Consider the following 14,883-nt stretch of genomic DNA (forward strand, 5'->3'; position numbering starts at 1 on the left):
CACATCTAACAAAATGAGAAACGTTTGTATACTCGATATTCAAATGAAAGCACCATCTTGTAAATGGACATTTTTTATAATACTATATGTTGATTTTTATTGCAACTAGATTTATTATTTTTTACAAATAATTATCATATCGTTCATAATTGAATTCGATAACAGGCACCTTAGTATTTTGAGAGTACATCGCATTGGGAATACAACGCGACCTAAAGTAGTTAGGAAATTCTAAAGCACACCGCCTTGAGACTCTAATGCTGTCTAATGACAAAAGCATGTTCAAAAGGCTATATAAAAAAGAAAAAGTTGACAAATGGAAAAATATAGGATACGATACTTCACAGTTTGAAAATTTAATAGACACCTTCGTTAGGTGAGACTCCTATATAGAGATACGCTACTGCCCAAAAAGGTCGAGAGACTCCAATGGGTCAACAAGAATCATCGAGATAAGGTGATTTTTAATGTAGCTGGAATGATTCCTATGCTATATAGTGTTAAAACTAAACGAATGGAGGAAATCGAGTGGCTATTTATGATAAATAACCATTTCGTTTATTTGTGTATGGTAAACACCTTCATTCGTTGAAGGTGTTTTTTAATTTTTGGAGGGAGGTGATGGAATGGATGGTCATAGGTACGCGGATGCAGATGATGATTGGCGAATACGAAAAAACATAATATTGTTGTCCACTTCCATCACCGAAGTGGTCAAACAGAAAAAGGAGACCACTAGAAATGAGAACAGATGTATTTATAAAAGATAGTGTCGGACACTTAATGACACAAGCATTTATTACATTACATGAATCTTTTACTGTAGACCAAGCGATTACACATGTTAGGAAGTATGTACGTGATAAGGAAAATATTCATTATCTCTATATCACAATGCATGACAACACATTAACAGGTGTTTTGTCGCTTCGTGAATTGCTAGCTGCTCATGGCGGGGCTGAATTACGCGACATTATGAAAACCGAACTTTATACTTTGCCTGCTCATTTAGATCAAGAAATAGCAGCTGAACATTTCCAAGATACCGATTTAGTATCTATGCCAGTAATTAATCAAAAGGAGCAACTGCTCGGCGTTGTCCATGTTGAAGATATGCTCGATGTCATAGAAGAAGAAGTAACTGAGGATTTTCAAAAAATGGCACCGGTATCTGCCTTAGAAGAAGGAATAAAAGATGCGAGTGTTTTTACACTCTACCGTAAACGAATCGGTTGGCTCGTTATTCTCGTCTTTATGAATGTTTTCTCTGGGGCTGGGATAGCACATTTTGAAGATGTCATCGAGTCAAATATTGCACTTGTCTTCTTCTTACCTTTACTAGTTGATAGTGGCGGTAATGCTGGATCACAGTCCGCTACATTAATGATTCGTGCTATGGCGACTGGAGATGTTACTGTTCGCGACTGGGTAAAAATGTTTACGAAAGAAATTTCCGTTGCTATTGCTTTAGGAGGAACAATGGCTTTAGCTGTTGCTACTGTTGGCTTATTTAGAGGCGGACCAGAGATTGCTCTTGTCGTTGCATTGACAATGGTTCTTATCGTTATCGTTGGGAGTTTAATCGGGATGAGCTTACCGTTTATTTTTAAAAAGTTTAACCTTGATCCCGCAACAGCCAGTGCACCACTTATTACATCTATCGCTGACATTGTAGGTGTACTCATTTACTTCTCAATCGCTGCTTGGTTATTAACGCTATAATTTTTCAAAAAACTGCCCCCGCTCTAACTTGCAGGGGGCAAAGGAGGGATTGTAATGGCATACATTCGAATGGAAAAACAACCATTAATCGCCTTTTTTGAAAATATAACTGTTAACGATGCGATGTTACTCATACATGAATATGCTAAATTAGACTATCCACTATATCCATTGTTTTTAACTGATCGACAAGGTCGTTTAGCTGGCATGATTACTTTAAACAGTATTTTAGCAGCTGCTGATGTGATGCGTTTATATGAATTAAAGGAAGAGGAATGTATTGCAGTCTATGCCCATACGAAAGAAGCGGATGCCGAGAAATTATTTCAAGCGGCTTCTGTTAATTTCCTTCCAGTGGTTACGGAAGAACGCCATTTAATCGGAGTCATTCATCAAGGGTCGTGTTAAATACGAAAACCATATGTCAAACAAGGAAATCGTTCATTCCTTCATCTACAAATGACAAACTTTGTAGGCATCTCCTAGATAAATTTTTATCATCATATGGAATGTTTTGTTATAATGGGACATGTACGTTTTACACCTTAACAAGAGATGGAGGATTAGCATGATGCAAATGAATTTCCAAGGACGACTCGATACGTTAAACAATTATTTACAAGAAGAAGAAATAGATCTCGCACTTATCACAACCCCATCGAATGTATTTTATTATACGGGCTTTCAGTGTGAACCACATGAACGATTTTTGGCATTAGTCATTGACCGCCGCCAAAATAAGACATGTCTTTTTGTTCCTGCTCTTGATAAAGATATGGCAATGGAACAATCTTATATCCAAGACATTATTGGTATTTCTGATGAACAAAGTCCTTTCGATGTATTAAAAGAAAATTTAACAACTGATGTTACTTCAATAGGCATTGAAATGAAAACGATGAATGTCTTCCAATATGAACATTTACAAGACATTTTCTCTAAAGCTTCATTTACTGATGTTGGACCGCAAGTCAATAGCCAACGCTTAATCAAATCACGTGCAGAAATTGATCTGATGGTAGAAGCTGTTGACATTATTGAAAAAGTAATGGCTGAAGGAATTAAACACTTAAAACTCGGAATGACGGAAGCTGAATTTGTAGCTGAACTCGAATATTTAATGCGTAAATTCGGTGCCGATGGGCCATCATTCTCCACCATTGCACTCTTTGGTGAAAAATCAGCCTTACCACATGGGTCACCTGGTGACCGTAAACTTCAGAATGGTGACTTTGTCTTAATCGATATGGGTGTCGTCAAAAATGGCTACTGCTCAGATACGACACGTACATTTATTTTTGGTGAAGCAAGCGAAAAACAGAAAGAAATTTACAATATCGTTCTTGAAGCAACAAATAAAGGAATTGAAGCGGTTAAAGCAGGCATTCCACTAAAAACATTTGATATTGCCTCACGTGATGTCATTAAATCATATGGTTACGATGAATATTTCAATAACCGGGTCGGTCATGGACTAGGGATCGATGTCCATGAAGAACCTTCCATTCATGAAAAAAATGAAGACATCGCACGTGAAGGATATGTTTTCACCATTGAACCAGGAATTTACATCCCAGGGTTTGGTGGCGTAAGAATTGAAGATGAAGTATATATTAATGAAAAAGGCGAAGTCGAGGTTCTGACATCTTTCCCTAAGGAATTACAAATTCTTAAATAAACTTGGTGCTTTTAATAAAATAGGGCATCCCTAAGTTGTTTTACTAACTTTGGGATGCCTTTTTTATGGAATCCTATATTTAGTTTGAGCTCATGAAAACTTTTCATTTTTAAACGATTAAATGTGATCTATTCGATGATTCACGCAACAGATTGGCGCCTATTGAGAATTAAAGCCCTCGCTTTTTATACTGTCACTGTAATCCCGAACTGCTTTTCTTTCGCTTCACGGTACACACCTTGTGCCAATGCCATGTCGAAATACGCCGCTCCAACCGATTTAAAAAACGTAATCTCGTCATCACCTTCTCGGTGGCATGCCTTACCTAACAGTTCTCTCAGTTCACTATAAATCGCAGCAAATGACCAATGACCGTTATTAGCTGCATGAATAAACTCTCCAGCTTCTTCCTTAACGCCTTTGATATCATCGACAACAATTTTATCCGATTTTAAGATTGTTTCTTCGTCTACTTCACGCATCGATGGTAAATACGATCCGACACCATTAATATGCGTGCCTTTTTTCAGTAATTTTCCATCAAACACAGGAGTTAGTGAGCGTGTCGCACAATTAATAATATCAGCAGCAAGCACAACCTCATCAACGTTATCCACAACCGTTATATTTTGAGTGACACCGAAGCGAAGGAGTTTCTCTTTGAAGCGGTCTGCCTTTTCACGTGTACGATTAAACATAATGATTTTCTCGATATCACGAACTTCAAGCACTCCTAAGACTTGTTCAAACGCCATACCACCTGTCCCGATAACACCTAAGACACTCGAATCTTTGCGGGATAATTTCTTCGTAGCAATCCCACTTAACGCCCCAGTGCGCAACCTCGTTAAATAAGATGCATTCATTAGACAAACATGCTCGCCATTCCGTGTATCTGTTAATAACAGCACACCTTGTGTCGTCGATTTCCCAACCTTCGTATTCTCTGGAAAAATAGAAACTGTTTTAATCCCTGCCATACGCTCTTGTTGATCCGAACTTGGCATGTATAGAATCGATGCATATTGCTCTGGATATTCGATCACTGTTCGGTGTGGGTTATCAATTTTTCCTTCATTCATTGAAGTTAAACCCGCTTCCAAATCTCGAATCGCTTCGGTCATACTATAATGCTTCATAATTTCGTGTTCTGATAAGATAATCATGCAAAAACCCTCTCTGTTTATTTTTCGAAATAACCTTCATCCAATTCTTCCTTGTAGCGATCCTTAATTGGTAAAACAGCAATAAGCGATATGAGTGCTGTAAAAATGATATAAATCGCCACAGGAACATATGAGTTATTAAATTTCATCAACAAAGCGGTAGCTACAAGTGGGGCTGTTCCCCCCGCAACAGCAGCACCAATCTGATACCCTAACGATACTCCCGTATACCGAACTTCTGGGCTAAATATCTCTGAGAACATCGTTCCTAATACAGCTGTAATCGGTGCCCAAATAATACCAAGCCCGATCACTGTCGCAACGATTAATAATAAATCGGAACCTTGATGGATAAGCCAGAAGTAAGGAAATGCATACACAATCATTAAAATGGACCCACCAACATAAAGTTTTTTACGACCAATTTTATCGGACAAGCTTCCCATGATAGGCATTAAAATTGTCGTTACAATCGTCCCTATTGTCACCGCATTTAATGTTGTTGTTCGACTAAAATCAAGCTGATCCGTTGCATAGGAAACAATAAACGTTCCAAAGATATAAAACGGTGCTGTTTCCACAACTTTAGCTCCTGTCGCAATTAACACTTCTTTCCAGTGATATTTAAACGTATCAACAATCGGCAATTTAGCAATTTCACCTTGTTGTTGCGCTTTTTGAAAAGAAGGCGTTTCTTCGATTCCTTTACGAATCCATAAACCAAACAAAACAAGGAGTGCACTTAATAGAAATGGAACACGCCAACCCCATGTCAGAAATGCCTGTTCTGGCAATAAAGTCATAATAGATAAGGCAATTGTACCCATTAACATCCCAATTGTGACACCCATTTGTGGCACACTACCGAATAGGCCTCGTTTATCTTTTGGTGCATATTCTACAGCTAAGAGTAGAGCACCGCCCCATTCTCCACCAAGTCCTAATCCTTGCATTAAACGTAAAATAATTAATAGAACAGGTGCCCATATACCAACCATATCATATGTTGGCAAGATCCCCATTAAAAATGTTGCCACACCCATCAAACTCAATGTAATAACTAATGTTTTCTTACGCCCAATCCGATCACCAATATGACTAAAAATAACCCCACCTAATGGACGTATGAAAAAAGCTAAGGCGAATGTAGCAAACGCATACAATGTTCCAAATGCAGGATCTTCTGTTACAAAGAATAATTGATTAAAAACAAGTGCCGCCACTGTTCCATACAAGAAATAATCAAACCATTCAACAGCACTACCGACAACACTTGCAATAAGTACCCTTCTTAAATCCTTCGTCATTTATTTCTCCCCCTTTAGCTCATGAATCTTACCCGGCCCCTACTTGAAATGGATTCTTATCTTTATTTATGTCGTTAAATAAGGTATATTACTACATTAATTATTTTTTTAGATATGATTCTCCCCTCTATATTAAACGCTTACAATTATTCTCTTGGGAATTTTAAAATAATTTATGGTAATATAATAGCAGATTTTTAACTTGTGTCAATCTTATTTCAGCAAAAAATAAGATTAAAATATATTGACATCGCTCTCTTATTCTATATAATATATGTTAACCAAATAAATTAATGGTTTACATTATCAATCAGAGGGAGGGAACATCATGGATCATTCAAATTCTAAGTTACGAATGATGATTTTAACGGCACTTTTTACAGCAATTATTTGTGTTTTAGCTCAAGTTACAATTCCACTACCACTTGTGCCAATTACTGGACAAACCTTAGCGATTGGACTTGTCGCAACCATTTTAGGTTCTACACATGGTGCTTTAGCATCGCTTTTATATCTTATTATCGGAGCCGTTGGTATTCCAGTCTTTGCTAGTTTTTCAGGCGGTTTAGGTGTACTCGTCGGACCAACGGGTGGCTTTATCGTCGCATTTATTCCAACCGCATTTATTATTGGGTACTATCTTGAAAAAACAAGCTTTACAGTACTCAATGCCATCATTGCGAATATACTTGGTATGTTTATCACTTTATTTATTGGGACTGCTTGGTTAAAATTTGCGGCAGACTTATCATGGAAGGCCGCTTTTCTAGGTGGATTTACACCTTTTATCGTTGTTGGAATCATTAAAGCAATCTTAGCAGCATGGTTCGGAATTGTTGTTAGAAACCGACTTCATACAGCTAACTTAATCGTTGCTTAATACGATTGTTCGATTGTTTAATCATCTCCTTTTAAAGAGAATCCTAATCCATTTTTGATTCTATACCAACATAGGTCCCCCATTTTTAACCCTATGTTGGTATTTTTATATCTTCGTGCCAAACGAAGAAACACCGTTTTAATTCATTATTTTGACCATTCAACATGCGCTCTCATGTAGAAAATTTTCACCGAGAGAGCACATTGAAACTCCACCGCCCTATCACACGTGAAAGCTGCCCTGAGATTAAAGCATTGAACGTTCAATGCAGCCTCTCGCAATCAAAAAACACAACGAGACAACGTGTTGAAGGCTCAATGCAGCCTCTCACGATCAAAAATCACAACGAGACAAAGCATTGACGCTTCAATGCAGCCTCTCGCGAGCAAAAATTACAACGAGACAACGCGTTGAGAGCTCAATGCAGCCTCTCGCGAGCAAAAATCACAACGAGACAACGCGTTGAAGGCTCAATGCGGCCTCGCGATGAAAACTCGAAACAAGACATCACATTAAAACTCTAACACTACCTCTAGCAGAAAAAATGCTAACACTAGATTACAACAATAGAAAAAAAGGGAAAACCGCAACCGGTAGAGCTCTCCACTAGATGCGGTATCAGAGAATTAACAAGAGCCGCAACGTGGGTAGAACTCACTAGACCATTTTCCCCTTCTGCGCCGGCTAAAGATAACAAAAAAACAGCCAGGACATATAACCCGACTGTTCTACTCTTATCATTATTTATCTGTAATCATTTGATGGACTTTCTCAATCTCATCATCTGGAACGATTAAATAGTAGACGCCATTAATTTTCTGACCAGAACCTTGTAGCATGTACTGGTCCATTTGTTTATTTGTTTTACGATAATCATTAAATAAAACTTTCATATCATCAAAATCCATATTCGTAGCTACATTTGTTCCGAGTATTTCCATTGTCCGGTTAATTTTTGGAATAGAACCGACTGAAGCACCTCGGTCAATGATGGCTCCAATTACCTGGCGTTGCCGCTTCGTACGACCGAAATCACCTGATGGGTCTTGCTTACGCATGCGGACATAAGCCATTGTCATATCGCCATCCATCGCTAGCGGTCCTTTTGTAAAATGATATTTTCCATCTTTCCATTCAATCTCATTCTGAACGGTAATATTTCCCAATTCATCAACTAATTCTTTTAGACCTTCCATATTCATACTGACATAATAATCAATGTCAATATCTAAAAGTTCCTCAACTGTCTCGATCGACATGTTAGCTCCACCGAATGCATAAGCATGATTAATTTTATCTTCTATGCCTTTACCAACAATGGTTGTCCGTGTATCTCGTGGAATACTGATTAATTGAGAGCGATTCTTTTCAGGATCAAGCGACAAGAGAATCAACGCATCTGAGCGCCCTTTATCTCCTTCTCTCGCATCAATCCCTAAGAGTAATATATTCAATGGTTTAAGTTCAGATAGCTTTTTCTTTGTTTGAGAAATATCAATAGATTCAACAGGTTCATGCATCTCTTTGTCGACTGTATTTTTAACTTTAAAATAAAAAGACAAAACATAAGAACCTATACTTAGAACAAGCACAATAAAAATCGTAAGTGGAATTATGATCCATGGATTCCGCTTTTTCTTCGGTTTATTTTTTGCCATCATTGACACCTCATATTTCCCCATTATTTTCCGAAAACTGCATTCATCTATCTATGAAGTGTACCATATTTTACCGTTTTCATATAGTCATTTCGAGATATTTTTCAACAAACAAAACAGCTGTTTTGTTTGTTCATATAATAATTGCCGAGAATGACGCATCGCCTCATCAAGGGACATCGGTTTTTGCATGATAGAAAAGCACCCCGTAAACATTTGCTGGAGCTGAGATAAGTCGCCTGTCAAACTTCCCGAAATTAATAACACCGGGACTTGGTAATGATTTGCCAGTTTAGCTACATAACCTGGCGCTTTTCCAAATAACGTTTGTTCATCGCTTTTACCTTCACCAGTTAAAACAAGGTCCGCTTGCTTAATAGCCTTCTCAAGTTGTAAAACATCAGCCACAAATTCCGCACCTGGAACGATGTCTCCACCTAAAATAAGCAAGCTAAAACCTAATCCACCTGCTGCTCCTGCCCCTTCAACATTTCGGACATTGAGAGAGCGCCACTTTTGAATCAGTTCGCTAAAGCTTTTAAGTGCTCGATCATAATGCTTAACTTGCTGATTAGTGGCTCCTTTTTGTGGTCCAAATATATAACTTGCCCCATTTGAACCACATAATGGATTGATAACATCACTTACAATTTTTAGTTTTGTTTTAAAAACTCGCTTATCAAATGTATCAAAACTTAAACGACTCACATTTAATAAATCGTTACCAAACGGTCCAAGCAGTTTGCCATCTTGATCCCATGCCCGTAATCCGAGTGCCGTTAACATGCCTAATCCACCGTCATTTGTGGCACTTCCACCTAAAGCAATGATAATTTCTATACATCCACGTTCCAGTGCGTCTTTTATCACTTCACCAATTCCAAATGATGTTGTATTATCCGGGTTACGCTTCTCTTCAGGTACAAGTGTAAGGCCAGCGATATTGGCACTTTCTATATATGCTGTCTTTTGATCTTTACTAAGAGCATAATATGTACGAATTGGATTCCCTAATGGTCCTGTACATGTAATCGGGACTTTGATACTCTTAGTTGCTTCGATAAGAATATCTAAAGTCCCTTCCCCACCATCTGCCATCGGTTTTAATACTGTTTTAACATTGGGGAATACATCCAAAGCCGCTCGTTCCATCACCGCGGTAGCTGCTAATGCCGTCATACTTCCTTTAAAAGAGTCAGGCGCAATCACAATATTCATCCGCTTCACCTCGTTTAATCCCTATTCACGTAAAGAATAGTTGCATGACAGCAATATAAACAGCACCTAGGAAAAAAGCGACACGGCCCCAACAAATTTGTGAGAAAAACCTTCTGAATGCCCCTTTATCTTGAGCCTTATCTGTTACCGTACATGTTTGGCATGTAAACAGTTGATGTTGTCGTTTCATTTACATCATCCCAACGTAAAATTGTTAATTGTATCGTATCATGTTTCTTCACTATAATGAACCGAACAACACCAAACATGCTCTGACAATTGGTTCATTAGGAATAAGGATACTGACGTCGAACATGTTGGATAGAAATCCATTTAAAAGTTGTAAAAGCATCTAGACTTGAATCACCATTTAAACGTCCAACTCCAGAATGCTTCATCCCACCAAATGCTACATTTGGTTCATCATTAATTGTTCCATCATTAATATGAATCATTCCTGTATCTAAACGTTTAGCTAGTTCAGCACCGCGTTCTACATCTCTAGTATGAACCGCCCCACTTAGACCATAATTTGTATTGTTTGCAAAAGCAATGATTTCTTCATCATCTTTCGCTTTCATAATAGAAATAACCGGAGCAAATACTTCTTCTTGTGCAACGGTCATATCTGGTTTTACATCTGTTAAGACGACCGGTTCAACGATATTCCCATTAATTTCACCTTTAACGATGGGCTTAGCTCCTTCTGAAATACCTTTTTCGATCATTTTTTTCGTGTTTTCTACTTGACGTTTGTTAATTAATGGACCAATAATTGTCGCTTCATCTCTTGGATCGCCACAAGCTAGTCCTTTTACCTTCTCAACATACTTTTCTACAAAGGTATCATATATTTTTTCATGAACAATTAATCGGTTTGCTGACATACAAATTTGCCCCTGATGAGTAAATCTACTAAAAACTGCAGCGCTTACAGCTAATTCAAGGTCAGCATCATCTAAAACGATTAATGCACTATTTCCACCTAATTCAAGATGAACGTCTTTTAAATTTTTTCCTGCTACGGCACCGATATGTTTTCCAACAACAGTCGATCCAGTAAAGGAGATAGATTGAGGTACAGGATGCTCAATAAAAGCGTCACCAATTTCCGAGATTTCTGTAGTGATGACATTAAGCAATCCTTTTGGTAAACCTGCTTCTTCAAAAATTTTGGCAATCAATGTACCACCTGTTATTGTTGAATCTTCATGTGGTTTTAGAACGACCCCATTCCCAGCTGCCAAAGCAGGCGCAACTGATTTCATTGAAAGGAAAAACGGAAAGTTAAATGGACTAATGACCCCAACGACACCTACTGGTACACGATATACCCGATTTTCTTTATGGTCTATAGGTGAAGGTAATATTTTCCCCTCCATTCGAAATGGGAATGTCGCTGCTTCTTTTAAAATATTGATGACTAGACCTATTTCAAATTCGGCTTTTAAACGTGTGCCACCTAATTCTTCAATAATAATATCGACAATCTGTTCTTTCTGTTCTTCCACATATGAAACCGCATTTTCTATAACGGCGCGTTTCGTAACTGGATTTTCTTGTTCCCATTGTGTCTGCACTTTTTTAGCTGATTCATATGCTTCGTCTAAATCCGCTTTACTTGCTGCTGTATAAGTCGCAAAACATTCTTGGGTATATGGGTTCATATTTTTCATTGTCATTTGACTGTTACCATCACGCCAAACACCGTTAATATATTGTGGCATTAATTTCTTAAACTGATTCATTTTTCATCACCTTCTCATTAATTTTCAAATGTAATATTTTCTTTCGCAAGAGTAGCAAGTGTATGTACATTGGCATTAATTTCCTGCATTGTAGCGGATAGTTCTTCAATGGCTGCTGACTGTGAATCCGATTCGACATTTACTTCTTGAATATAACGATTCAACGTATCAATCACTTGACGAATATCACCTGTAATGGTTTGGATTTCATTTACTTGGTCTTTCGAGTTATTCGCCATTTTACGAATTTCATCGGCTACAACAGAGAACCCTCGTCCACTTTCACCTGCCCGTGCCGATTCTATAGCCGCATTTAATCCAAGTAAGTTACTTTGATCAGCAATTTCTTTAACTACATTAGACACCTTTTCAATCATTTCAGCGCTATCTGATACATCGGTTGCTTTCTCTGAGACACGTGTAATATTTTCTGCTAACTCGGTGATTGACTGTGCCATATCTGTAATCGTATCTGTTACATCATCAACAACAGATGATAGATTTTGAGATATTTCCGATAGTTTTTGTGCGCGATCGATACTCGCACCAATTCCAACACCACCAATCACATTGCCTTGTTCATCACGTAACGGAATCGCTCGTGCTATTAAATGAATTCCGAACAATTCTGGTGGAACAGGTGAAACCATTGGTCTGTTTTCACGAATAGCATTTGTAATAATATCGCCTTCAACTAATGGATCACCAGGTTTAACATTTAACTGGAATTCCTTCGCAGGAAAATTAATAATTAACTTTTCCGTGTCATAAATGCCTATTGTCGTGTCATCATTCGAAAGCTGTTGGAATAATGGCGCAACTTGAATGAATGCCTCGATTAATGGATGATACTCTTTTTGATCAGCTATCTGCATGCAAATTCTCCTTTCAACTGTTATACAATTATTATCGGTACATCTTTACTTTTATTAAATAATGGTAAAAAATTCCTAAAAACAATCTATTGCATTTGATTTTTTAAAAAAGGAACAGTATAATTACAATTTGTGTTGATGTTTTTTTAAATGTATAAGCTGATAAAGGCAAACTATTTCGAAAGAATAGGACGCAAAGCCGAGGGTCTACCGTACATAAAGCTGTACCATGATCGCCTGGTTACCAAATAAAATATTTCATTTGATTTGGCATATTCAGGCTATCCATTTTTTAGATTGGTAGCTTTTTTTATTTTTTAAAATCGAGTGAGGTGAAATATATGAACCATATTGGGATTGTTTCAAATAACCTAAACAATATACAGCGAACAGCACGCATGCTACAGAAAAAAGTGAAAAACAGTTCTTTTTTTGTTCACCACCCTAGACAATTACAGCAAAATAATTTAAATAGATATGACTTACTTATTACAAGCAGTACATACATTGATGACGTTTTACAACAAACTGATCATTCCACAAAAATTGCTGTCTGTATTTCAGAAGCAGCCGAAAATCAAGTTGAGCGTCTTTTACAAATCAATTTAGACGGTTATTTGACCCCAAATATGAAAAAACAGGAACTGATTCATGCTATCAATATGATGTTACAAGGGGGTGTTTATGTTCACCCTGTGTTTTCAACAACCTTATTACAGTCTTATCGTACATATGTTGAAATCAAAATTGAACGACCACTTCATCTATTAACTAAGAAAGAGTGGGTTGTGTTGGAACATATTGCAAATGGTTCAAATAATCAAGTCATTGCTAAGAAAATGGGCATATCAAGTAGTACAGTAAAGAATCACATTAGCTCTATCTTTAAGAAATTTGGAGTAAACAATCGAACAGATGCAGTATTAAAAGCGGTTAAAAACAACTGGATTATTATATAATTTAAACGAAATATAACTGTCGTGTATTCTTTAACGAAATATCTGAATTAGGTTAATTCTCATTTATTTTATCCATCAGCCAATAAAACTTGTGACTTCAATCATGAGAGGCTCAAAATGTCCATTGATAAGCAAAAAGAATGACATTAGTCACGTTATTGTGTATGATTTTACCTGAATCGCAAAATACCTATGCGGGTATTTCAAAAGGGGAAATTACATGACAAGTCAACATCGATTAAGGTTTTTTCCTATTATGTTATTTGCTAGTGTAATGGGATTAGCCGGTGTAAGTATAGCGATGACATACTTTGAACAAGCAAACGGGTTTCAGCCGATGATATCATGGCTGTTTTTCTTTATTGCATGTTTATTATTTTTGATCAATGGTGGGATCTTCATTTATCGCTTTGTCCGTTATAAAGAAGATGTCATCAATGAATTTAATCATCCGGTAAAAATGAACTTTTTCGGGGCCATCTCAATAAGTCTACTTCTAATAAGTGTGCCTCTACTTAACTATCATAGTAATCTATCATTTATTATTTGGTTGATCGGTGTACTCTTTCAACTTATTCTTACATTAAATGTGTTATCCAAACTCATTTGGAAGCATTACTTTCAGATTCAAGCATTTAATGCGACTTGGTTTATTCCGCTGGTTGGAAATATTGTTGTGCCACTTGCTGGTGTTGAACATGTAAGCATGTCTATTAATTGGATATTCTTTAGTATAGGTATATTATTCAGCATCATTTATATGACCGTTTTTATTTATCGTGTCTACTTTCACCCGGCTTTTCCAGAACCGTTAAAACCGAGTTTTTTTATTCTATTAGCACCACCGGGCATCGGCTTTAGTTCCTATATGAGACTTGCTGGAGAAATAGACGGTTTTGCTTGGTTACTTTACGGAATAGCATTTTATTTAGGTTTGCTTTTCCTTATTCAGTTTAAACGTTTTTTTACGGGGAAGTTCTTTATTTCATGGTGGGCTTACCTCTTTCCAAGCGCAGCTGTAACAAATGCAACCTACATGTTATATAGAGAAACAAATGAACAATTATATCTCTACATTTTCCAGATACAAAGCATTGGACTGATCTTTTTAAGCCTATTTTTAATTTGGAAAACGATAGAACTCATCCGCAAACGTAAGCTGTGTATTCCAGGACCTGAACGAAATTCAAACTAAATCAATATAAAGAAATCATGCCGCGAAAACGGCATGATTTTTCGTATAAAACTATATCTCATTGACTGAAATTAATTCATCGACTAAATATTCATCATCGACCTTTTTCACATTAACAATACTGCGAAATTCTTTATACTTCGAATCATCTGGATAATGAATTGTAAATGCTTCGTTGAAAGTCACTTTCCAAAGTAAAAGCAATAAGCTCAAGAGTAACACAATATTTACCGGTAACAAATGGGTACCATAAAAAGGCGAATATTACCATTTGTCTAGGACTTTAGCAATGTAATATGGCTTTTTTACCATAACTTAGTATAATAAGAGAAATGGATCCTTTTGATAGATTATCTACTTGAAGAAATCAGTAAAAAGCTTTTAAGGGTAACAACCGAGGTACCTAACTTAATGTAATAAACGATTGTAATAAAAAACCCCCATTTCTATATTTCATAGAAACAGGGGGCCTGTTAT

13 protein-coding genes and 2 riboswitches are annotated in these 14,883 nt (G+C 37.0%); of the genes, 6 read left to right on the forward strand and 7 right to left on the reverse strand.

The window, feature by feature from the left end; translation table 11 throughout:
• The first annotated feature begins 361 nt into the window (after positions 1–361).
• Positions 362–526, forward strand: a riboswitch (M-box (ykoK) riboswitch).
• A 215-nt stretch (positions 527–741) separates the two neighbouring features.
• From mgtE to VIG73_RS03040, 3 genes are all read left to right on the forward strand, one after another.
• Positions 742–1,722, forward strand: a complete 981-nt coding sequence (mgtE, locus tag VIG73_RS03030; RefSeq protein WP_331639073.1) for a magnesium transporter — start codon at positions 742–744, stop codon at positions 1,720–1,722.
• 54 nt (positions 1,723–1,776) lie between these two features.
• The gene (locus tag VIG73_RS03035) at positions 1,777–2,130 is read left to right on the forward strand and encodes a CBS domain-containing protein (protein ID WP_331639074.1); all 354 of its coding nucleotides are present in this window, start codon (positions 1,777–1,779) and stop codon (positions 2,128–2,130) included.
• Between the two features lie 163 nt (positions 2,131–2,293).
• Positions 2,294–3,400, forward strand: a complete 1,107-nt coding sequence (locus VIG73_RS03040) for a Xaa-Pro peptidase family protein (RefSeq protein WP_349257407.1) — start codon at positions 2,294–2,296, stop codon at positions 3,398–3,400.
• Positions 3,401–3,585: 185 nt separating this feature from the next.
• Here VIG73_RS03040 and VIG73_RS03045 read toward each other — a convergent pair whose 3' ends face one another.
• Both VIG73_RS03045 and VIG73_RS03050 read right to left on the reverse strand, forming a co-directional pair.
• The gene (locus VIG73_RS03045; RefSeq protein ID WP_331639076.1) at positions 3,586–4,566 is read right to left on the reverse strand and encodes an ornithine cyclodeaminase family protein; all 981 of its coding nucleotides are present in this window, start codon (positions 4,564–4,566) and stop codon (positions 3,586–3,588) included.
• A 17-nt stretch (positions 4,567–4,583) separates the two neighbouring features.
• A complete protein-coding gene (locus tag VIG73_RS03050) occupies positions 4,584–5,873 on the reverse strand; it encodes an MFS transporter (protein WP_331639077.1) in 1,290 nt (429 codons plus the stop codon).
• 328 nt (positions 5,874–6,201) lie between these two features.
• On the opposite strand from VIG73_RS03050, the gene VIG73_RS03055 reads away from it, so the two are divergent.
• Entirely contained in the window at positions 6,202–6,753 is a 552-nt protein-coding gene (locus VIG73_RS03055; RefSeq protein ID WP_331639078.1) for a biotin transporter BioY, read from the forward strand.
• Positions 6,754–7,493: 740 nt separating this feature from the next.
• Here VIG73_RS03055 and VIG73_RS03060 read toward each other — a convergent pair.
• The 5 genes from VIG73_RS03060 to VIG73_RS03080 form a co-directional block, all read right to left on the reverse strand.
• Positions 7,494–8,411: an LCP family protein gene (locus VIG73_RS03060; protein WP_331639079.1), complete on the reverse strand. Its 918-nt coding sequence runs from the start codon at positions 8,409–8,411 to the stop codon at positions 7,494–7,496.
• An 87-nt stretch (positions 8,412–8,498) separates the two neighbouring features.
• Entirely contained in the window at positions 8,499–9,629 is a 1,131-nt protein-coding gene (locus VIG73_RS03065; protein ID WP_331639134.1) for a glycerate kinase, read from the reverse strand.
• Positions 9,630–9,654: 25 nt separating this feature from the next.
• Positions 9,655–9,819 (reverse strand): hypothetical protein, encoded by a 165-nt coding sequence (locus tag VIG73_RS03070; RefSeq protein ID WP_331639080.1) that lies wholly within the window; start codon positions 9,817–9,819, stop codon positions 9,655–9,657.
• 97 nt (positions 9,820–9,916) lie between these two features.
• Positions 9,917–11,377 carry an aldehyde dehydrogenase family protein gene (locus VIG73_RS03075; protein WP_331639081.1) on the reverse strand — a complete coding sequence of 487 codons (1,461 nt, stop codon included), beginning with the start codon at positions 11,375–11,377 and terminating at the stop codon, positions 9,917–9,919.
• Between the two features lie 17 nt (positions 11,378–11,394).
• Positions 11,395–12,252, reverse strand: coding sequence for a methyl-accepting chemotaxis protein (locus VIG73_RS03080; protein WP_331639082.1), 858 nt, complete (start codon positions 12,250–12,252; stop codon positions 11,395–11,397).
• Between the two features lie 157 nt (positions 12,253–12,409).
• Positions 12,410–12,501: riboswitch (cyclic di-GMP riboswitch) on the forward strand.
• Positions 12,502–12,593: 92 nt separating this feature from the next.
• On the opposite strand from VIG73_RS03080, the gene VIG73_RS03085 reads away from it, so the two are divergent.
• Both VIG73_RS03085 and VIG73_RS03090 read left to right on the forward strand, forming a co-directional pair.
• Entirely contained in the window at positions 12,594–13,211 is a 618-nt protein-coding gene (locus VIG73_RS03085) for a response regulator transcription factor (protein ID WP_331639083.1), read from the forward strand.
• Positions 13,212–13,431: 220 nt separating this feature from the next.
• Positions 13,432–14,406: an SLAC1 anion channel family protein gene (locus tag VIG73_RS03090; protein WP_331639084.1), complete on the forward strand. Its 975-nt coding sequence runs from the start codon at positions 13,432–13,434 to the stop codon at positions 14,404–14,406.
• The last annotated feature ends 477 nt before the right edge of the window (positions 14,407–14,883 follow it).

It is taken from the genome of Cerasibacillus sp., assembly GCF_036516575.1.
In the GTDB taxonomy this organism is placed as follows: domain Bacteria; phylum Bacillota; class Bacilli; order Bacillales; family Amphibacillaceae; genus Cerasibacillus.